The 21,855-nt window shown below is 28.1% G+C and carries 22 protein-coding genes, 1 pseudogene, 1 riboswitch and 1 other annotated feature; of the genes and pseudogenes, 19 read left to right on the top strand and 4 right to left on the bottom strand.

Annotated elements, in window-relative coordinates; genetic code table 11:
* Window positions 1-8: 8 nt before the first annotated feature.
* The 11 genes from H612_RS0100740 (at window position 9) to alr (ending at window position 11,258) form a co-directional block, all read left to right on the top strand.
* Complete coding sequence (locus H612_RS0100740; protein WP_051210076.1) at window positions 9-716, top strand: YggS family pyridoxal phosphate-dependent enzyme; 708 nt, start codon at window positions 9-11, stop codon at window positions 714-716.
* 59 nt (window positions 717-775) lie between these two features.
* Window positions 776-1,423: a M48 family metallopeptidase gene (locus H612_RS08870; RefSeq protein WP_245570428.1), complete on the top strand. Its 648-nt coding sequence runs from the start codon at window positions 776-778 to the stop codon at window positions 1,421-1,423.
* Between the two features lie 549 nt (window positions 1,424-1,972).
* Window positions 1,973-3,241: a trigger factor gene (gene tig, locus H612_RS0100730; RefSeq protein WP_027129727.1), complete on the top strand. Its 1,269-nt coding sequence runs from the start codon at window positions 1,973-1,975 to the stop codon at window positions 3,239-3,241.
* A 473-nt stretch (window positions 3,242-3,714) separates the two neighbouring features.
* Entirely contained in the window at window positions 3,715-3,897 is a 183-nt protein-coding gene (locus tag H612_RS0100720; protein WP_027129726.1) for a DUF4357 domain-containing protein, read from the top strand.
* 56 nt (window positions 3,898-3,953) lie between these two features.
* Window positions 3,954-4,370 (top strand): hypothetical protein, encoded by a 417-nt coding sequence (locus H612_RS0100715; protein ID WP_027129725.1) that lies wholly within the window; start codon window positions 3,954-3,956, stop codon window positions 4,368-4,370.
* A gap of 209 nt (window positions 4,371-4,579) precedes the next feature.
* Window positions 4,580-4,714: riboswitch (Lysine riboswitch) on the top strand.
* Window positions 4,715-4,812: 98 nt separating this feature from the next.
* Entirely contained in the window at window positions 4,813-6,105 is a 1,293-nt protein-coding gene (lysA, locus tag H612_RS0100705) for a diaminopimelate decarboxylase (protein WP_027129724.1), read from the top strand.
* A gap of 51 nt (window positions 6,106-6,156) precedes the next feature.
* Complete coding sequence (gene dapA, locus H612_RS0100700; protein WP_027129723.1) at window positions 6,157-7,035, top strand: 4-hydroxy-tetrahydrodipicolinate synthase; 879 nt, start codon at window positions 6,157-6,159, stop codon at window positions 7,033-7,035.
* 13 nt (window positions 7,036-7,048) lie between these two features.
* The gene (dapB, locus tag H612_RS0100695; protein ID WP_027129722.1) at window positions 7,049-7,792 is read left to right on the top strand and encodes a 4-hydroxy-tetrahydrodipicolinate reductase; all 744 of its coding nucleotides are present in this window, start codon (window positions 7,049-7,051) and stop codon (window positions 7,790-7,792) included.
* A gap of 159 nt (window positions 7,793-7,951) precedes the next feature.
* Entirely contained in the window at window positions 7,952-8,653 is a 702-nt protein-coding gene (dapD, locus tag H612_RS0100690; protein WP_027129721.1) for a 2,3,4,5-tetrahydropyridine-2,6-dicarboxylate N-acetyltransferase, read from the top strand.
* Window positions 8,654-8,677: 24 nt separating this feature from the next.
* Window positions 8,678-9,841 carry a M20 metallopeptidase family protein gene (locus H612_RS0100685; RefSeq protein ID WP_027129720.1) on the top strand — a complete coding sequence of 388 codons (1,164 nt, stop codon included), beginning with the start codon at window positions 8,678-8,680 and terminating at the stop codon, window positions 9,839-9,841.
* A gap of 343 nt (window positions 9,842-10,184) precedes the next feature.
* Entirely contained in the window at window positions 10,185-11,258 is a 1,074-nt protein-coding gene (alr, locus tag H612_RS0100680; protein ID WP_027129719.1) for an alanine racemase, read from the top strand.
* Window positions 11,259-11,349: 91 nt separating this feature from the next.
* Here alr and H612_RS0100675 read toward each other — a convergent pair whose 3' ends face one another.
* From H612_RS0100675 to H612_RS0100665, 3 genes and pseudogenes are all read right to left on the bottom strand, one after another.
* Window positions 11,350-11,850, bottom strand: a complete 501-nt coding sequence (locus H612_RS0100675) for a universal stress protein (RefSeq protein ID WP_027129718.1) — start codon at window positions 11,848-11,850, stop codon at window positions 11,350-11,352.
* Between the two features lie 445 nt (window positions 11,851-12,295).
* Window positions 12,296-12,610: pseudogene (locus H612_RS10455) on the bottom strand (YuzB family protein); the annotation flags it as partial.
* 150 nt (window positions 12,611-12,760) lie between these two features.
* Window positions 12,761-13,420, bottom strand: a complete 660-nt coding sequence (locus tag H612_RS0100665) for a TIGR01906 family membrane protein (RefSeq protein ID WP_027129717.1) — start codon at window positions 13,418-13,420, stop codon at window positions 12,761-12,763.
* Window positions 13,421-13,654: 234 nt separating this feature from the next.
* Here H612_RS0100665 and treR point away from each other — a divergent pair, with 234 nt between their 5' ends.
* The 8 genes from treR to H612_RS0100630 all read left to right on the top strand — a co-directional run bounded on the left by treR (window position 13,655) and on the right by H612_RS0100630 (window position 21,450).
* Complete coding sequence (gene treR, locus H612_RS0100660; RefSeq protein WP_035500073.1) at window positions 13,655-14,377, top strand: trehalose operon repressor; 723 nt, start codon at window positions 13,655-13,657, stop codon at window positions 14,375-14,377.
* A 323-nt stretch (window positions 14,378-14,700) separates the two neighbouring features.
* Complete coding sequence (nrdI, locus tag H612_RS0100655) at window positions 14,701-15,081, top strand: class Ib ribonucleoside-diphosphate reductase assembly flavoprotein NrdI (protein WP_027129715.1); 381 nt, start codon at window positions 14,701-14,703, stop codon at window positions 15,079-15,081.
* Entirely contained in the window at window positions 15,068-17,158 is a 2,091-nt protein-coding gene (gene nrdE, locus H612_RS0100650; RefSeq protein WP_027129714.1) for a class 1b ribonucleoside-diphosphate reductase subunit alpha, read from the top strand. Before nrdI ends, nrdE begins: the two co-directional genes overlap by 14 nt.
* Before the next feature lie 20 nt (window positions 17,159-17,178).
* Window positions 17,179-18,147 (top strand): class 1b ribonucleoside-diphosphate reductase subunit beta, encoded by a 969-nt coding sequence (gene nrdF, locus H612_RS0100645; RefSeq protein WP_027129713.1) that lies wholly within the window; start codon window positions 17,179-17,181, stop codon window positions 18,145-18,147.
* Window positions 18,148-18,156: 9 nt separating this feature from the next.
* On the top strand, window positions 18,157-18,528 hold the full coding sequence (locus H612_RS08860) for a histidine phosphatase family protein (protein ID WP_281170279.1): 372 nt from the start codon (window positions 18,157-18,159) through the stop codon (window positions 18,526-18,528).
* Entirely contained in the window at window positions 18,501-18,707 is a 207-nt protein-coding gene (locus H612_RS10340; protein WP_281170283.1) for a histidine phosphatase family protein, read from the top strand. Before H612_RS08860 ends, H612_RS10340 begins: the two co-directional genes overlap by 28 nt.
* Before the next feature lie 76 nt (window positions 18,708-18,783).
* Window positions 18,784-19,015 (top strand) — a binding site (T-box leader).
* A 176-nt stretch (window positions 19,016-19,191) separates the two neighbouring features.
* On the top strand, window positions 19,192-20,112 hold the full coding sequence (locus H612_RS0100635) for a homoserine O-succinyltransferase (protein WP_027129712.1): 921 nt from the start codon (window positions 19,192-19,194) through the stop codon (window positions 20,110-20,112).
* 387 nt (window positions 20,113-20,499) lie between these two features.
* Window positions 20,500-21,450 carry a helix-turn-helix transcriptional regulator gene (locus tag H612_RS0100630; protein WP_027129711.1) on the top strand — a complete coding sequence of 317 codons (951 nt, stop codon included), beginning with the start codon at window positions 20,500-20,502 and terminating at the stop codon, window positions 21,448-21,450.
* Between the two features lie 104 nt (window positions 21,451-21,554).
* Here the strand turns inward: H612_RS0100630 and H612_RS08855 are convergent.
* Window positions 21,555-21,855 (bottom strand): IS30 family transposase (locus tag H612_RS08855; RefSeq protein ID WP_035500069.1); only part of this gene is annotated, 301 nt, incomplete at its 5' end.

The raw sequence follows: 21,855 nt of genomic DNA, 5'->3' as shown, positions 1-21,855 counted from the left end.
GTATAGTAATGAATAAAAGAGAAGAGGTATTGAAAAAAGTGGATGTTAAAGAAAATTTTGAAAAAATAAATAAAGATATTTTACAGATTTGCAAAAAAAGTAATCGAAATTTTGAAGATATAAAATTAATAGCAGTTACTAAGTACGTGAGCGATGAACGTGTTGAACAAGCTCAAAAAGTAGGATTAACAAATTTTGCGGAAAATAGATCAGTGAATTATTTAGAAAGAAAAGCAAAATTTCCTAATCAAATTTGGCATTTGATTGGAAGTTTACAGACTAGAAAAGTAAAAGATGTTATAGATAAGGTAGACTATTTCCATGCACTTGATAGACAAAGTTTAGCACAAGAAATAAATAAAAGAGCTGAAAAAGTAATTAAATGTTTTGTACAGGTAAATGTTTCAGGAGAAGAAAGTAAGCATGGACTAAAAGTTGAAGAAGTAGTTGATTTTATAAAATCACTAGAAAAGTATCCAAAAATAAAAGTAGTAGGACTTATGACTATGGCACCTTTTGTTGACGATGAAGAAACTATAAGGAATTGTTTCAAAAAATTAAAAGAATTGCAAGATGATATCAAAAATTTAGAATTAATTTATGCACCATGTGAATTTTTGTCAATGGGGATGAGTAATGATTATAAAATAGCTATAGAAGAAGGAGCGACTCATATAAGAATAGGTACAGCCTTAGTAGGTGCTGAATTGAAATAATATTTTTAGGGTGCTAGAAAAAATATTTCTTGAACAATGAAAATATAGAGGAGGTTAATTTGAAAAAAATTATAAAAGTGAAAGATTTGGATATAACAATAAAATACAGAAAAAATATGAAAAATATATATCTAAAAGTAGAAAAAAATGGTGATGTAGTAGTAAGCGCACCACTTCGAACTCAAAATTATATTATAAAAAAATTAGTTTTCGATAATATATTAGAAATAAAAAAACGAAGAAGTAATATTTTAAACACTATACCGAAAAAAAGAGAATATAAAACAGGGGAGAAATACTTTATTTTTGGGGAAGAAAAAGAACTAGTTATTTTAAAAAGTAATAAAGATTATTTTTTAGTTAAAGACAATAAAATACTTTTGGGTACTAGGAATCCCATGCAAGATTTGGAAAAAATTTTCCGTAAAAACTTAAGAGAAATTTTGTATAACAAAAGTTTAGATTTTGTAAAGAAGTATGAAGTTCTCATGAATATAAGAGTAGAAGAACTTAGAATCAAAAAAATGAAAACAAGATGGGGTACTTGTAATACAATAAAAAAAAGAATTTGGATAAATGAAGAATTAATAAAATATCCTATAGAATGTCTAGAGCATATAGTTGTGCATGAATTAACACATCTTTTGGAGACAAATCATACAAAGAGATTTTATAGCTTATTAGAAACATATTTTCCTACTTCATAGAGAAAATGATAAATTAATAAAAGAATTCACACAATTTTTAAATGGAAGATAGGTGAGGATTGATTTGAAAAACATAATTTCTTGATAATAAGATTTTAAAAATCATTACATGCAAACTTTTCCTGCGGAGAAAAAATGTGGACAGTATCTTCTGAGAAAAATACTCAAGAGAACTCTAATCTATATAAATTTTAGAATAAACAAGTCAACAAGAATCTATTGGTTTTATTTGGTTAAAAGAAACTCTTGATGAAGTAAACTTGAAGACAGGTGAGTTATTATCTCTGTGTATAATTGATGTGATTTTATGAGAATTTTGCTTTTTGAACGACCCTTATTTTATAAATTACTAAAAAAATTAGTTTTTATATACTTATAATTCTTTAAAAAAGAATAAAATAAATTTTATTAAAAAACTTTATAGAAATATGATGTTTATAATACTAATGATTGACTTTTTAGAGCATTTACTATATAATAAATCAAGAGTTTTTAGTATTTTATACTAATATTTTTATGATACTTAGAAGTGTTTTGGAGGAAGAATAAATGTCACAAATTTTAAACAAAGAAGATGGAAAAGTAGTTATCTCTTTTTCAGCATCGAAAGAAGATTTTGGTAAAGGATTAGATAGAGCATTTGCAAGAGTGGTTAAAAGAGTAAATGCACCAGGATTTAGGAAAGGAAAATTACCAAGAACTGTTTTTAACAAAATGTATGGAGAAGAGTCATTATTCCAAGAAGCTGTCGATTTTGTATTACCAACAGCATATACTAAAGCGATTAGTGAATTAGAAATTTCACCACTTGCTATGCCTGATGTTGATGTTAAAGAAATTAGCAAAGAAACTGGTGTTCAATTTGAGGCAACAATAACTGTAAAACCTAATGTTGAACTTGGAGAATATAAAAACTTAGGAATAGAAAAAGAAGTTGTGGAAGTATCTGAAACAGATGTGGAAGAAAGAGTTAATGGTATTTTAAGTCGTGAAGCTGAATGGCAAGTAAAAGAAGAAGAATCTAAAAAAGGTGATACTGTTGTAATCGACTTTAAAGGATATATTGGTGATAAAGCATTTGATGGTGGAGAAGCTAAAGGTTATGAATTAGAACTTGGATCAGGTTCATTTATCCCAGGATTTGAGGAACAATTAGAAGGAAAAGTTGCACCAGTTGATACTGAGGTTAATGTAACATTCCCAGAAAATTACCAAGTTGCTGATCTTGCAGGAAAAGAAGCAAGATTTGAAGTTACTATTCATGATGTAAAAGAAAAAGTTTTACCAGAATTAACAGATGAATTTGTTAAAGAATTTTCAAAAGAATCAGCATCAACTGTAGCAGAATACAAAGAAAAATTAAAAGAAGAAATCAAATTAGAAAAAGAAGATTTGGCAGAAAAAACTTACTCAGATAAAGTAATTTCTACAGTAGTGGAAAATGCAAAATTATCAGTACCTGCAAAATTAATTGATCAAGAAGTAGATTCCATGTTTGAACAATTTACAGGAAACTTATCTCGTCAAGGATTATCATTTGATTTATATGAGCAATTCACAGGTAAGTCTTCGGATGAATTAAAATCTGAAATGAGAGCAGATGCAGAAAATAAAATAAAAACTTCGTTTGTATTAGGAGAAATTTCTGAAACTGAAAAAGTTGAAGTAACAGATGAAGAAATAGATGCTGAGGTTAAAAAACTAGCTGAAATGTACTCAATGACAGATGATGGTGTAAGAGAACGTATTAGTATAGAAGATCTACGTGCGGAATTATCAATTCAAAAAGTTGTTGATTTCTTAAAAGAAAATAATTAATTGAAAAAACTTTATTTTTAATTTTTTAAACAAGATACAAGATTGAATTTTTGTATCTTGTTTTTTTGCAGTCAAAATTAAATATGTAATTTTGTAATTAGTATAAGTTAACATTAAAAAGATCTTTGTCTTAAGAAACTATTTTAAATAGTTAAGTTCAAACAAAATTTATTTGGAAATACTTTTTGAGGCTTGGGACGGAGATACCCTTAATATGTAAATTTTGAATGTATTGAAACAAGAAAACTTTGCTTCTTATTTTCTCAAAAAATGTGTAAAAATATTAAACTATTATTGAAGTAGAATTTTATCTAGATAACGAATGTACTTTTTAATATTAAATGTGGAGATTTGACTGCGTTTAACTCAGTAAATTTTATTTAACCTTACTTTTAACTGATTGTATTTTTCAATTATTATAGCTATATGTTATAATTAAGAGTAATATATTGTATGATCTTATAGGAGATGTTATGACAAAGGGTAAAAATATTATTAAAAATAGTGTATTGATGAGTAATCAATTATTAAGTAGTTCATCTTATGCAGGAGCATTTGTATTGGGTGGGTATACAAATGGAAAAGTAGATCGGAAAAATAAGAATGGTATAACATTAAAGGAAATAGAAGAAAGTGAACTATTGGGTATGAAATAGTATATTAGATAAGTAATTGAGAGTAAATATAGTATAGGTATTATAGGAGATAAAAAATGAAAGAAGAGATCAGAAGAAGTATTGTTGTTCGCACAATACTATTGTTAGCTGGTATTATTTTTAGTGTATGTCTCTGGTGTAATGTTAATCAGACTGCCATAAATTATGAAAAAGTAGAGGTTATTGTAAGTAATGTCGAGTCTGAACTTACAAGAGCTGGAATACAATATAAAATTACCGTTCTTGATAAGGGAGTTAGCAAAGAATTAGAAAATGTTAAAAGAGGATTTTCATATAGTATGGGTGATAAAATAGAAGTTTTTAGTTCTCAGGGACATCTTTATGAAGATGAAAGTGGTGTAAGGAGTAATACTAATGCAGCTATATATTATTTTGCCAGTCTTTTTGTTGATTTATTACTTCTTATTTTACTAGTATATAAAATTATTATTTATAGACGGACAGTCGAATAATTCCTTAGAGAAAAATCATATAATTCGAATTCATGAGGAAAACAAATTTTATTATAAAATTTTTGGTTTTAATCATAACTAAGTGAAATCATATAAATACACAATTACTTTTATTATATATTTTCAGAAAACTTTTAAAAATTAGCAAAAAAATAATTGACATTAATAATTATATATGTTATCATCTTTCTTAAGTAAATAGATTAAGTATTATAAAAAGAGGCCGCGATGACTAATTTAAAAGGTAGCATCGCCGAAGTGATTTTTTCACTGGGGTTATATCGAATAGGTATAACACTGTCATTAGAAAATGCCCATTTTCTTTATGGTGAGCTTTTTATAATAAGGGCAAGAGGATATAGAATAGTTATAGACTAGACTACAGGAACCTTTTGTTCTTGTAGTCTATTTTTATATATGTATTTAAAAGGAGAGAATGTAAGTGAAACTTTTTAATGGAATGAATGTTTTGAATGGAGAATTATCAATTTCTGGTGTCAGGGTAGGAGATTTAAAGAAAAAATATAGAACACCGCTATATATTTATGATGAAAATTTGTTAGAAAAACAATGTAGAATTTTTATAAATAATTTTAAAAGTAGTAAATTTAAAACAGAAATCCTTTATGCATCGAAGGCATTTAGCTGTTTAGAAGTATTGCGTATTGCAAGTAGAGAGGGATTGGGTGTTGATGTAGTATCTTTAGGTGAAATTTATACTGCTATAAAATCAGGATTTGATATGTCAAAAGCATATTTTCATGGAAATAATAAAACCCTTGAAGAACTGGCATATGCAATAGAAGTTGGTGTAGGAACAATCGTTCTTGACAATGACTACGAATATGAAATAATTAATGAAATTGCGAAAAAAAATAATAAAATTATTGATGTAATTTTGCGAATTAACACAGGTATAGACGCTCATACCCATGAATATATAAAAACAGCTAAAGACGATTCAAAATTTGGATATTCAGTTTATGATGATACAATCTTTGATTTAATTGATGATATTAATCGTCAAAGTCATTTGAATTTTTTAGGTTTTCATTCCCATATAGGTTCGCAAATTTTTGAAGAATCTTCCTTCTTTGAAGCTGTCAAAGTAGTTATGGAATTTAGTAAAAAGGTTCAAGATAAATTAAACATAGTTATTAAAGTTTTAAACTTTGGTGGTGGATTTGGAGTTTATTATACAGATGCAGATAAACCGTTTGAACTCGCTGAATTTTTACAAAGATTTATAAAAGTTATCGAAGAAGAAAGTGAAAATTTTGATTTAAATCTTAATAAAGTTATTATTGAACCAGGACGTAGTTTAGTTTGTAATGCAGGTAGTACACTTTACACTGTAGGTGGAGTGAAGAAAACTTTTGCTGGAAGAGAGTACGTTTTTGTAGATGGAGGAATGGCAGATAATCCACGCTATGCGCTTTATAAAGCTGAGTATGAAGCTGCTATTGTAAATAAAATGGATAAAGAAAAAGATACTGTTTATACGATAGCAGGAAAATGTTGTGAATCAGGAGACATGTTAGTGATGGATGTGAAATTACCAAAGGTGGAATCAGGAGACTTATTATTAATATCATCAACAGGAGCATATAATTATAGTATGAGTAGTAACTATAATAGATTACCAAAATTACCAGTTGTGTTTGTAAAAAATGGAAGTAGTAGACTAGTAGTTAAAGGTGAAACGGTTGAAGATTTATTAAGGAATGATATTTAATTTTGTAATGTCAATAATATTAGTAAAAATATAGAACAAGGAGAAAAAATTATGACAATTTATACAGGAAGTGCGGTAGCGATAGTAACACCATTTTTTGAAGATGGAAGTGTGGATTATAAAACTTTTGGAGAATTAATAGAATTTCAAATTAGTGAAGGAACTGATGCGATAGTTGTGGCAGGGACAACTGGTGAAAGCTCAACGATGCCAGATGATGAACAAATAGCGGTAATAGACTTTGCGATAAAACAAATAAATGGGCGTGTACCAGTTATTGCAGGAAGTGGAGTTAATGATACAAATCACTCCATAAGACTAAGTAAGGAAATAGAAAAGCTTGGACCAGATGGATTATTAGTAGTAACACCTTATTATATAAAAACAAGTCAACAAGGTTTAATTGAGCATTTTGAAAAAATTGCAAACAGTGTTAATACTCCAATAGTTTTATATAATGTCCCAGGAAGAACTGGCCAAGTAATGACACCTGAAACAATTCTTCATTTATCAAAACATAAAAATATAGTAGCATATAAAGATGCAGTTGGAGATATTTCGCACACGCTAGCTGTAAGAAAGTTGTGTGGGGATAGTATAGATATTTACTCAGGAAATGATGATATTAATGTGCCGATTATTTTGGCGGGAGGGAAAGGGACTATTTCAGTTCTTGCGAATGTTTATCCAAGAGCAACTCACTTAATGTGCAAATATGCATTAGAAAGACAAGTTGATAAAGCAATGGATTTACAGTTGAAATATTTAGATTTTATTCATTTATTATTTGCTGAACCAAACCCAATGCCAGTGAAAAAATGTGTAGAGTTAATAGGAAAATCTGCCTGTAACTATCGTTTGCCTATGACACATGTTGCACCAACTTTAGCAACAAAACTTGAACAAGAGATTACAAGACTTAATTCGTAAAAAGGAGAATAGTATGAAAGTAATTTTAAGTGGATATAATGGCACAATGGGCCAAGTTTTAAAAAATTATATTGAAGAAAGTACAGATTTAGAAATTGTGGCAGGAGTCGGACGTGAACTGTTAAAGGAAAAATTTCCTACTTATATTTCGTATAGTGATGTGAATGAAATAGCTGATGTAATTATTGATTTTTCACATCATACAGGAACGAATGAATTAGTAGAGTATTCAATTAGAACAAAGACAAAAGTTGTAATAGCGACAACTGGTCATACTTTAGAAGAATTAGATTTAATTAGAAAATTAGCAAAAGAAGTTGGAGTAGTTTATGCAGGGAATTATAGTTTAGGTGTAAATGTTCTAGTTGAATTAGTAAAAAAAGCCAGTGAGTTATTGCTTGGCTACGATATAGAAGTAATAGAAAAACATCATAATAAAAAGATTGATGCACCAAGTGGAACAGCTAAGATGTTAGTAGATGCAGTTAAAGATGCAGAGCAATATAATCGTGTTTACGGGCGACATGGAGATATGAAACGAACAGAAAAAGAAATAGGAATTCATGCGGTACGTGGTGGAACTATAGTAGGTGAACATGAAGTAATTTTTGCAGGAGAAGATGAGATGATCGAAATCAAACATACCGCCCTCAGTAAGAAAATGTTTGCAAAAGGATCTGTAACTGCGGCCAAATGGTTAGTGAATCAAAAAACACCAAATTTATATTCAATGAAAGATGTTTTGGGAATAGAGTAGTTTAATAAAAAATGGGGAAATAGGCAGAAGATAAACTCGCCATGATTGTCAAAAGAATTACTTATTTCCTTACTTTTTTGAAAAATGGTAACTTGACTTTACTTGTAGTGTAATATAAAATTTATAATAAAAATATTTGAGGAAGATTAGGAGAATTGAATGAAATCAACAGAAGAAATAATCAAATTTATAGCAACGTCAAAAAAGAAAACACCAGTAAAAGTTTATGTGAATTTTAATAATCAAGTAGAATTCCCAAAAAACTTGGAAGTTTTTGGAGAAGGAAATTCAAAAATTATTTTTGCTGATTTAGAGGATTGGAATGAATTTTTAGAATCTAATAAAAAAATGATTAAAAATTTCCGTTTAGAAAACGATCGTCGTAATAGTGGTGTACCAATGATAGATTTTACACGATTCAATGCACGCATTGAGCCTGGTTGTTCTATTCGTGATCATGTAAGTATTGGAGATAATGCTGTTATCATGATGGGAGCAGTCATAAATATTGGTGCTAAAATTGGAAAAAATACTATGATTGATATGAATGCAATTTTGGGTGGACGTGCTGAAGTTGGAGAAAATTCCCATATTGGTGCAGGCTCTGTTTTGTCAGGCGTTATTGAGCCGGCTAATGCAATACCAGTAAGAGTTGGGAATAATGTCCTTATCGGTGCTAATGCTGTGATTTTAGAAGGCGTTCAGATTGGAGATAATGCTGTAGTTGCGGCGGGAAGTGTTGTAACAAAAGATGTAGCGAGTGGAGATGTAGTGGCAGGTATTCCAGCAAAAGTTATTAAAACAAGAGATGAAGTAGCAGAAGAAAAAGTAGATATTATTGCAGAACTTAGAAATTTATAATATATCAAAAATTAGGTTAGAAAAATGAAAGTAATAACTGAAGAAAATTTAAAAAATTGGCGTAGATATTTACATGAATATCCAGAATTATCGCTAAAAGAATATGAAACAAAAAAGTATATTGTAAATGTTTTAAATGATTACAATATAAAATATAATGAAACTTTAGAAACAGGTCTAGTAGTTATATTAAGTGCTAGCGAACAAACAAAAGATGCTGTGCTTTTCAGAGCAGATATTGATGCATTGCCCATTTTAGAAGAAAATGATGTGGATTTTAAATCAAAAAATAATGGAGTGATGCATGCATGTGGTCATGATGGTCATACTACAATGCTGTTGGGAAGCGTTATAGAAGCAGCTGAGTACTATAAAAATAATAAAACAAAAGTAAATAGTATTTTTGTATTTCAACCAGCAGAAGAAACTTTTGGAGGTGGTAATCTTTTAATAAATGATTTCGACTTTTCAAATTATAATATATTAGCAAGCTATGCGCTTCATATGAATCCAGATTATCCTGAAGAATATATTGTTTCTAAACCAAATGAAATTATGGCAAGTGCTAATGAGTATAGAATTTATATCAAAGGTAAAGCTGCTCATGTAGGTTTAAAAAATAATGGAGTAGATGCTTTAAATGTAGCGACTATGTTTTATCGAGAAATGTTAAAGTTAAATTCACTTCATACCAAAGCGAAAAACACTAACATAATTCATATTGGGAAAATGTATGGAGGAGATGCCATGAATGTGGTCGCAGAAAATGCTTACCTAGAAGGCACAATTCGTACATATAGTATGAGTGATTTAGAAATTATAAAAAAAGCTATACTAGATACTAAAAAGGGTTTAGAATATTTGACAAGAGCAGAGATAAAAGTAGAATTTGCAGAAGGTTATCCAGCAGTTATAAATGATAAAAAACCTTATGAAGTTATAAGAAAAGTAGTAGAAGAAAAAAATATAAACTATATAGAATTAGAAGAAGCCTATTTATATGGAGAAGATTTCTCGTTCTTTAGTAGACTTTCTCCAATTAATTACAGTTTTTTAGGTTTAAAAAATGAAAAGAAGAACTTTATTTCTGGGTTGCATACTCCTACATTTAATTTTGATGAGAAGATTCTAAAAATTGGAGTAAAATATTATTTGGGTATAATAGAGAACTATAATAAACAGACATAGGTAAGAATTTCTCAAAAATTCGAAATTTTTAACCTAGGGTGATATTAATTTTCAGAACAAAAAATATATCCTAAATAATCAGGCTTGTAAGCTATTTCCCAGTAGAAATAATGTAATCTTTTATTTGTTATGTTCAGAGTTTTTCTCTTAACTTAATAAAATTAGTAGAAACTTACTAATCTATTTGTATTGAAGGCATATTGATTAGAGTTTCTTTGATAAGTTCTCTTGTGAGCCTTAAAGGAGCAAAGTGATATAAAAAATGGATATAAGTTTGTATTAGAATATCATTAAAAAAATCATGATTTTTGAGTCCATCATTTTTAAAATTTAAAGGAGAGTTATGGCGACATTAGAAATAAATTATAATAATATTAAAAAAAATGCATTTAATTTAAAAGAACAGGCAAAAAATATTGTAGCAGTAGTGAAAAATAATGCTTATAATCTTAATCTTAAAGAGTGTGTAAAAGTTTTTTCGGAAGTAGGAATAAATTATTTTGCAACAACAAAAATTGAAGAATGCAAAATAATAAGAAATGAGTTAGGACAAGAAGCACAAATTTTTTTATTAAATCCTATGTATGATTTTACCGTTGCAAAAAAATATAATATCGAAATAAATATACCAAGTTTAAAATATTTAGAGCAAAATTTAGATAGTATAAGAGACCTAACACTACAGTTAGAATTTGCTGGAAGTATGCGTAGAGCGGGAGCGAAAAATTTAGAAGAAGTTTTAGAAATAATAAAATTTTGCCAGGACAATAAATTGAAATTAAAAGGATTTTGGTCGCATTTTGCATTTGCTGATGAATTTAATGGATTATACGAGAAAGAAAAACAACTTGTTTTAGAGATACTAAAAGAAGCTACAAAAAAACATGATTTTGAAGTTATTCATTTACAAAATAGCGCGTCATTTTTGAGAGATGGAGTATTCAAAGAAGCTACTCATGTTCGTCTAGGGATAATTCTTTATGGAGCAATGCCATATAATATTAAAAAATATCCAGTTAGGTTAGAAGGACTAAAAATATTTCCACCGATTACAGTTTATGGAGAAATAATCAATATAGTTTCTTTGAAAAAAGGAGAGTGTATAGGTTATTCTAATTCTTACATAGCTGATACAAATAAAAAAGTTGGTATAGTTAATATAGGATATGGTGATGGAATATTAAGAGACAGATTAAAAAACAATACTTGTATAATAAACAATAAAGAGAAAAATATATATTCAACTATGATGAGTCATTTGGTAGTAGAAATTGATGAAAATATAAGATTAGGTGATAGAGTATATGTTTATAATGAAATTCAACAACTTCACGACTATGTAAAATATTTTGGTCCGAGTTCAGTTCAATTAGCAGCATTAAATTATGATAGTTTAAATGTAAAGAAAATATACTAGAATAGAAAAATTAATTTTATAATAAAGACAGTTGATAAAAAACTTAATAACAGCTTCTAGATAAAACTCATCTAGAAGCTGTTAGTGTTTTTTATTTATCTTGTTCTTCCTGGAATTTTTTAGCTATTGTAGCTTCGAATCCTTCTGGAATAGAGCGTTGTTTAATAATAATAACATCTGATTTAGCATATCTTACGATACCTTCAGATACTGACCCCATAAGCATACGTTTGAACCCTGTTAATCCTGAAGAACCACAAACTACAAGGTCTATACCTTTTTCATCAACAATATCTTCACTTAAAACAATTTTAGGAATACCTTGTTCAACGATTCCATAAACTTTAGTAAGACCATCTTCTTTAGCAGATTCAACATAGCTATCAACTAATTCTTTAGTACGTTTGTAGAAAGAATTAAAAATATAAGGATCTGATAAACCAGAAGTAGCGATTGTTGCATCAATAACAGAAGCAATATAAAGTTCAGCATCTTCATTTCTTCGTGCTATAGCTACAGCGTTTTTAAAGGCCCACTCAGCCTGTTTAGAACCGTCAACTGCGACCAATATTTTAGAATATTTGTTTTCCATAGTCAAAACCTCCCGACTTAGTATGTCTTTACTTATATTATAACACACTTTAATAAAAAATAAAATGTATTTCAAAAAAATCAGGGGTTTGTTTTCATTATTTAAGGATAATATTATTTTTATTAACAAAAATATATTAAAATAAACAATGACTAAATGTACAAGGTTAAAAGCTTTTATAGTTATTATATTTTATAGATTAAAATTATTATTCGCTTTCATTTTTCACGACAATAGTTCTAGTTCTTTTATGTTCTTTTCCATCAATATCAACTTTATAAACTACTTCGTAAGTTCCAGGGATATTTTTGTTGAAATTACTTTCTATCGTAAGCATATCAAGGTAAGATTTTCCAGCTTTTCGTGCTATAACTCCTTCTTTATCAATAGCAACATCTTCTCCAATATTCACCGTAACATTTTCAGGAACAATAAAGTAGAATGTACGTTCAAGTCTTCTTTCTAGACGTTTTCTATATTTTTCCTCATCTTCTGCACTCATACGATCACGAAGTTTTTCATCAACAAGAGGCATAAGTTCCACTTCGGTATCAGCAATACAAATTCTACTATTAACAAGGGTAAAAGTTTGAGTTCGACCAGGTCCACAATAAGATTGACAGCCAATTATAAATTCTGCATTAGGTGCTTTTTTCTTTAGTTTTGGGATTAATGTTTTTAAATTAACACCCAAGCAAGCATCGCACAATCTAAAAGTTACTTTATCTTCAGTAATAACATTTTTATCTTTATCTGCCATTAGAATATCCTTTCATAAATTTTTAAATAAGTTAGAATTAATTATAACACATTCTAAACTTAAATAAAATTTTTAATCCATACTTAATAAAATTAACAAAGGTTTAATAATAAATATCGAGGCAAAATGAATCTTTTGAAGTTATACACCCTAGTGTTTATTAACCTTTTTTTTAACAACTAAATTTAGAATAAATAATAAAATAAATAATAGTAGGACTTGAATAATTATTTTTTCGATTAAACTAATAAAAAATTCTTCAGGTACCATTTTTATTAAATTAGATTCATCTGGGCTAAGTAACCAAAGATCATTAGAAAATAATGTTGTATGAAATTTAATCCAGAAAGAATTGAAATTAGTGGAAATAATACCAGCCAGTAAACCAATTAAAAGAATAAAACATAATAAAATTTTATTAAATAACGCAGTTATGTAGTTTAAAGTTTTTGAACGACTAAGAAATATTATTAGTGTAGTAGTTATAGAAAAAATAATAAATCCAAAAATCATAAACTTAAAGCTGGTGTCATATAAATCTTTTACATCTATCATGTGTAAAATGTCCTTATCGGTAAACCAGTTTTTATTTAAAGAATTTTTTCCATTTAAATAATCCAAAAGATTGGTTGTGTTTTTTAATAGTTCATCATAATTAGTTCCTATAAAGCTAGCTAAATTTTCTTGTTGGTAAAATTTTTTATAAAATTCAATATTAAAACAATTATAAAAAATTATAGCTAGTATAGAACTAATAAATAAAGTAATATTTTGAATTGTTATAAGAAAATATATAATAGTTTTTTTCATTTAATTTCCTCCATACTTTTTAATTATAACATAGAAAAGTTAGGAACGTAGGATCTAAAATTAAAATTTTTATTTTGTTCAACCTTACAGAGAATAGAAATAAAAATTTTTGGTTTACATATTTGTAGTTTTTAACAAAAAATTGATTGAAAATCTAATTTTTGAGTAAAAAATATTTATAATTATATAAAATTGTGTTAAAATGTTTACAGATATATTTATTTGGGGGAAATCATGAATAAGTTTTTTAAGATCTATTTAGAGTTAAAAGAAAAAATAGAAAGTAGAGAGTATAGGTCTAATAGTTTGCTGCCAAGCGAAAATGACTTAGCAAAAGAGTATGATGTATCTAGGGAAACTATAAGAAAAGCTTTACTATTATTACTAGAAAATGGATATATTCATAAGATTCAAGGTAAAGGTTCAATAGTTTTGGATGTGCATAAATATAGAGTTCCTGTTACGGGCTTAATAAGTTTTAAAGAAAGACAAGAACTTCAAAATTTAGAAACTGAAACTAAAGTTTTAATAAATGAAGAAGTTGAAGCTCCAGAATTTTTAATAAAGTTGGGTTTTGTTAAAAAAGGGGAGAGATTGATTTATCTTTTACGACAAAGGATAATAGAAGGGGAAGCCGTAATTTTAGATAAAGATTATATTAAAAAGAATATCATAGGTAATTTACCAACAGCACGTGTTGAAGAATCGTTGTATGAATATTTAGAAAAAGATCTTGGTATTAAAATTTCTTACGGTAACAAAGATTTTAAAATAGAGCGTGTAAGTGAGGAAGATATCAGGTACATAGACTTAAACGGAAATGAACACATAGCAGTTCTTAGAAGTGATGTTTATACAGAAGGAACAGATTTTCTTCATTATACAGAAAGCCGTCATAGGGTAGATAAATTTTATTTTTCAGAGTTTGCTAGAAGGACGAGCAATAAAAGTAATTAGCATATTTTAATAAAGGGTAGATAAAAGATTAAGAAATTTGAAATTTTAGTTTTTATCCTGATACTAGAGAAAACTACTTTATTTTTGAAGTGGTTTTTTATTTTAAATTAATCCAAAAAAATATTTTCTTTAATAAAAACAAGAAGTAAGAGATAAATAATGATTTAAATATTAAATAAAGTAAAAATTTTTTATAAATTTTTTTTGTAATAAATTCCAAAGTTTTACTGTTGAAAAAAGATTTAATAAAGTGTATAATAAATATTAAGTTTTAAATTTCCGGGAAATATCGGAAATATTTTTTTACTGGGAGCGTGAGAAAGGTGAAAGTGATTGTATTTTCATTAACAGGTAATTGTAAAAGATTTGTTGATATGTGCAAAATCCCTGAAGAGGATGTTGTTGATTTATGGGAAATAGATTATGATGTAGATTTTGATTATATACTAGTAACCCCGACGATTGGTTTTGGTAAAATTCCCGAAGATGTTGAAAGTTTTTTAGAAAAAAATCACAACCATCTTAAAGGTGTGGTGGGAAGTGGTAATAGAAATTGGGGTAATAGATTTGCAAAGGCTGCTGAAACTATAAGCGAACAATATAATGTGCCGCTTCTTATGAAAATAGAATTACATGGAAATACAAAAGATTTAATAAAATTTAAGAAAATTTACTTGGAGAGTATAAAGAATGGAAAAATTTAACCATATTGAACTAAATAATGAAGTAACTAAAAGAGGAGATAATGGTTTTTTTAAATTAGAAAAAGATCAAGAAGCTATTGCTGAATTTCTTCGTGAGGTTGATTATAAAACTGTAAAGTTTAGTTCAGAAATAAAAAGATTAAAATATCTAGTAGAAGAGAATTTTTACTATAATATATTTGATAAATATATAGAAGATGAAATTTTAGAATGTTTAGAACTTGCGGCCAATTTTAAATTTGAATTTAAGAGTTATATGGCGGCGAGTAAATTTTATAAAGATTATGCATTAAAAACTAATGATAAAAAACAATATTTAGAAAATTTTAACCAACATGTATTTATAGTAGCTATGTACTTAGCTGATGGTGATGTAACTTTGGCAAAAGAACTTATGATTGCCATGCTTGAACAAAGAATTCAACCAGCTACACCAACATTTTTAAATTCTGGAAGAAGTCGTCGTGGTGAACTTGTCTCATGTTTCTTATTAGAAGTTGGAGACTCGCTAAATTCTATTAACTATATCGATTCAACTGCAAAACAACTTTCAAAAATTGGTGGAGGAGTTGCAATTAACTTATCAAAACTTCGTGCTCGTGGAGAAAGTATTAAAGGTATAAAAGGAGTGGCTAAAGGTGTTATTCCTGTGGCTAAATCCTTAGAACAAGGCTTTGCTTATGCTGATCAACTAGGTCAACGTCCTGGAGCAGGAGCTGTTTATCTGAATATTTTCCACTATGATGTTTTGGAATTTTTGGATACTAAAAAAGTTAATGCTGATGAAGAGCTTCGTCTTCCTACTATTTCTACAGGAATTATCGTTCCTTCATTATTTTTTGATTTAGCAAGAGAAAATAAAGATTTTTACATGTTTGGTCCACATTCTATTTATGAAGAATATGGTTTAGTATTGGATGATATAGATTTAGCTAAATATTATGATGAATTTGTAGCTAATGAGAATATTCTAAAACGTAAATATGATGCTCGTGATATGTTAAATCTTATTGCTCAAACTCAGTTGCAATCTGGTTATCCATACTTAATGTTTAAGGATAATGCCAATAAAAATCATGCATTACGTGAAATTGGTCAAGTTAAGATGAGTAATTTATGTACGGAGATTTTCCAACTTCAGGAGACTTCTATAATTAAAGATTATGGTGAAGGAGATATTATAAAACGTGATATTTCTTGTAATCTTGCTTCATTAAATATTGTTAATGTTATGGAAAGTAAAAAAATAAAAGAATCAATTTATTCTGGAATGGATGCTCTAACTTTTGTAAGTGACTCAACAAAAATAAAAAATGCACCTGGTGTTGTAAAAGCAAATGAAGAATTTCATTCGATTGGGTTGGGTGCGATGAACTTAAATGGTTATTTAGCAAAAAATTTAATTGCTTATGATAGTGAAGATGCAAAAGATTTTGCTAACGTATTCTTTATGATGATGAATTACTATACATTGGAACGCTCGATGCAAATTGCTAAAGAACGTGGAGAAACATTTAAAGACTTCAAAAAATCTGATTATTATAATGGAAGTTACTTCACAAAATACATAGAAAAAGACTATATGCCAAAATCAGAAAAAGTTAAGGAATTATTTGAAGGAATATATATTCCAACAAAAGAAGATTGGCATAGTTTGAAAAATAGGATTAAAGAAAATGGATTGTACCATGCATATAGAATGGCAATAGCACCAACTCAAAGTATTTCTTATGTTCAAAATTCAACATCAAGTGTACTACCTATAGTTGATAAAATAGAACGTAGAACTTATGGGAATGCAGAAACATTTTATCCAATGCCGTACTTAAGTCCAAAAACTCAGTGGTACTATAAATCTGCATTTACTATGGATCAAATGAAATTAATAGACTTAATGTCAGTGATTCAAGAACATGTTGACCAAGGTATTTCTGTAATTTTATACGTAAATTCGGATATCACAACAAGAGAGCTTGCAAGATACTATATTTACGCACACCACAAAGGACTGAAATCGTTGTATTATACAAGAAATAAACTTCTTTCAGTAGAAGAATGTACTTCATGTGCAATATAATAAAGAGAGGATATTTATAAATGAAAGCAGTAAACTGGAATAAACAAGACGACTTGACATTTATGTATTGGCGTCAAAATATTGCACAATTTTGGGTTGATACTGAATTTAAAGTATCAAAGGATATAAAAAGTTGGAATGAAGATTTAAATGAAAAAGAACGTGAAGCATATAAAAAGGTTCTTGCAGGGCTAACTGGTCTTGATACTCAACAAGGGGATATAGGTATGCCTTTGGTGTCACTTCATACTGAAGATATGCGTAAACAAGCTGTCTATAGTTTTATGGGGATGATGGAACAAATACATGCTAAAAGTTATTCAACTATCTTCACATCTTTAATTTCAAGTCAAGAAACAGATTATTTACTTGATGAATGGGTTCCGAATAATAGTGAGCTTCAATTCAAAGCTAAACTTATTGAAAATTATTATATGAAATTATTTAAACCTGAAGTAGAAACTTACGACTTATATATGGCAAGAGTAGCTTCTGTATTTTTAGAAAGTTACATTTTTTATAGTGGATTTTTCTACCCATTATATTTAGCAGGACAAGGAAAAGTTACAACATCAGGAGAAATTATTCGTAAAATTTTGTTAGACGAAACGATTCATGGAAGTTTTACTGGATTTGATGCTCAAGAAATTTTTAAAACCTTAACTAAAGAAGAACAAGAAAGAGCAAATAAAGAAATGTATAAATTATTATTAGATTTATACGAAAATGAATTGAAGTATACAAAAGATATTTATGGAGAAATTGGTTTATACGAAGAGGTAAAAGATTATGTCGAATATAATGCCAATCGTGCTTTAGCAAATCTAGGATATCCTGGATATTTTGAAGATAAAGAAATAAATCCTATTATCGAAAATGCAATGAATACCACTACAAAAAACCACGATTTCTTCAGTGTAAAAGGTGATGGTTATGTAGTTAGTATGAATGTAGAGTCAATTGAAGACGAAGATTTTATTTTTGAATAGGAGATAGAGATGAAAATATATTTAGTAAGACATGGAGAAACTGACTATAATAAAAACTTTTTAGTACAAGGTCATACTAATATTCCACTTAATGAAACTGGGATCAAACAAGCAAAAGAAGCTGCTAAAAAACTTCAAGGAGTGAAGTTGGATGCAGCATTTAGTAGTACAATGGATAGAGCTTATGATACATGCCGATACATGCTAGATGGTTCAAATAACAGCGAACTTTTAATTGAAAAAGATGAACGTGTTATTGAAAAGCATTACGGCAAGTTTGAAGGTGCTACCTATGAAGAGTGGCATGCTGGGCGTGATGCAGAAGATTTGATACCGTTGAAGAAGATGAGAATATCGCAAAAAGAGTTGAGAATTTTCTAAAAGAAAAATATCAACAGCACAAAGATGAAAAAATTATAGTAGTTTGTCACGGTGCATGTATAAGAATCTTTTTAGATAGTAAAAACTTACGCCCTAGTGAAGAACATGTAAAAAATACTAGCGTAAATATTCTTAATTACAATGGTGAAGATTTTGAATTAGAAGCATACAATTTGTAAAATTTTATAAAAAAATGATTATGTAATTTTCTTGACAAAGTTATTTATATTATTTATACTTATAGTTAATTTAATATAATTAACGTAGAAAAGATAAGTAAATTAGTTAGGTTATGTACAGAGAGTTTTCGGGTGGTGTGAGAAAATAATGTAACGGCTAATTGAAAATGGTCTTGGAGTTTTTGTTTATCTAATAGGTAGGCACGTCTATGCACGATATAGCAGACAGTATGAATACGTACTGATAGAGATGTTTATTGAGAGATAGACATAAACAAGGGTGGTAACACGATATACTCGTCCCTATTGTATTTTTATACAATAGTGGCGAGTTTTTTATTTGAAAAAAGTCAGATTATTACTCTTAGTAGTGTAGATTATCCACACTATAAAACAAAACCTAAAAAATAAACATAGCTAATTTTGTCATAATATATTTTTTGACTTAGTGATATAGAAAAAAGTAGAAAAGGAGAATAGTTTTATGCCAATATGTATTGAGAATGATTTACCAGTAAAAAATACTTTAATAGAAGAAGGAGTTATAGTAATAGAGGAGGTTAGGGCGAAAAATCAGGATATAAGACCACTGAAAATTTTAATTTTAAATCTAATGCCTAAAAAAGAAGAAACAGAACGACAGCTTTTAAGATTGTTGGGGAACTCACCGTTGCAGATAAAAATAGAATTTCTTCACATGGCAACCCATGTTTCAAAAAATACAGAAAATTCATATTTAGAAAAATTTTACAAAACATTTGAAGAAGTAAAAGATGAATATTATGATGGACTTATAATAACAGGTGCGCCTGTAGAACATTTAGAATATGAAGAGGTAAATTATTGGGAAGAATTAAAACAAATCTTCAAATGGAGTAAGACACATATATTTTCTACAATAAATATATGTTGGGCAGCACAAGCAAATCTTTATTACGAATATGGAATAAAAAAAGAAAAAGTTTCGGAAAAAATCTTTGGAATTTTCGAACATAGTACTTTAATAGAAAATCATTCTTTGACAAGAGGATTTACCGATACATTTTTAGCCCCACATTCTAGACATACTATAATAGAAGAAGAAAAGCTGAAGAAAATTTCGGAGATTGATATTTTAGCTAAGTCAGAGGAAGCAGGAACATTATTAATTTCTTCAAAAGATCTTAGAAAAATATTTATAACGGGTCACATTGAATATGAAGCTAATACTTTGCATAATGAATATGTAAGAGATAAGGATAATGGTTTAGATATAAAAGTTCCGTTTAATTATTATCCAGAAGATGATGATACAAAAGAAGTAAAAAATAGATGGCGTGGTGTAGCATATCTATTTTACCATAATTGGTTAAACCAAGTTTATCAATTAACGCCATATAATTTAAAAGGCTTAGAAAAATTATAAAAATTTTACTTAATAAAAGGTATTTTCATATGAAAATGTTTATAATATCAAAGAAATTAATATAGTTTTTTTATTATTAATCACGTAAAGAAAAAATAGATAGAAAAAATTTTATAAAAAAATTAAAAATTTTGTCCAATAGACATATAACGTCTACTGCATATGTTATAATAAAGAATAGAAAAGGGTTATACTTTTGAAGTTTATAATTAGAGCAGATTCCAAGTTGAAAAATTTAAAGTTTGACTTGGAATTTGCGTTGGATAATATAAAATTATAAAAAATATTTTAATGCTTTGTTGTTATACAGCAAAATAATTGTGCAAAGATTATTTTTAATATATAAATATAAAATTGAAAATTTATTAAAAGTTTTTAGGAGATAAAATGGAAAAGGTAAATGTTAACAAAAAATTACGTGATAAAAAATTTCGTGCTTTAGAAATATATGACAGATTCAGGCGTGGAGAAAAATTAGTAAAGGGTGATTTAGCAAAAGAATATCGTGTATCACAAAAAACCATTCAAAGAGATATTGATGAGCTTCGTATGTATCTTTATGAAAAGAAAAACGAAATAGGTGAATACAAGATAGATTATGACTATGACAAAAAAGTATATAAATATGTATCAATAGATAAAAATCAAAATAATCTAACCCAACAAGATATTTTGGCAGTGAGTAAAATACTATTAGAAAGCAGAGCATTTAATAAAAAAGAGTTGTCTACATTATTAAAGAAATTATTCAACCAGTTAAGTAGAGAATCAAAGGTGATTGTTAGTAGGTTGTTACAAGGAGAAGAATATTCTTATACTGAATTACAGCACGGGAAAGATTTATTAGATGTAATTTGGGACTTATCAGCCGCAATTAAAGAAAATTGCATTATAAAATACGATTATGTGAGAATGGATAAAAAGGAAACTAAAAAAGAAGTTAAGCCAGTTGCTATAATGTTCTCTGAATATTACTTTTATTTAATAGCGTATAGTTTAAAAAGTGAAGAAGATATACCATTAGTATTCCGTATAGATAGAATGAGTAATATAGAATATACGGATAAAACATTTTATATACCTTATAGAAATAAATTTGATGAAGGAGAATTTAGAAAAAGAATCCAGTTTATGTACGGAGGAAAACTAAAAAAAATTATATTTGAATTTAGTGGATCTTCATTAGAAGCTGCCTTAGATAGACTACCAACAGCAAAAATATTAGAGTCAAAAGATAATGTGCATATAATAGAAGCGGAGTGCTACGGAGATGGTATAAAAATGTGGTTGGGAAGTCAACTTGATGGGGTAAAAATAATAGAAGAAAGGGAGATGTAGAGGAAGATGGAGATAAGTATGATGGTAACCTTAGTAGTAGCTGTATTGACATTAATTGTAAATATGTTTATTAATATGGTGAATTGCAAATAAAAGTGCAACACCTAACTCAATAAATTAATCTCGTGTAATAATGCTTCGAATGGTGTTGAAAAATTTAGACATTTTCTTGGTCTATTATTCAATTGGACTAAATTTTCAATTAGTTCAGTCAAATTAATATTATTCAAATTAGTCTTTTTAGGGTAATACTCCCTAAAAAGACCATTACTATTCTCATTAGAACCTCGTTGCCAAGAAGAATATGGATCTGCAAAGTAAAAATCTATTCCCATCTTTTCTACATCTTTATAGCAAGAAAATTCTTTTCCTCTATCAGAGGTAAAGGACTTTAAAGCTTTATTA

It is taken from the genome of Gemella cuniculi DSM 15828 (genome assembly GCF_000425665.1).
GTDB classification, from domain to species: Bacteria; Bacillota; Bacilli; order Staphylococcales; family Gemellaceae; genus Gemella; species Gemella cuniculi.
This window is presented reverse-complemented; position numbering and strand designations above follow the sequence as displayed.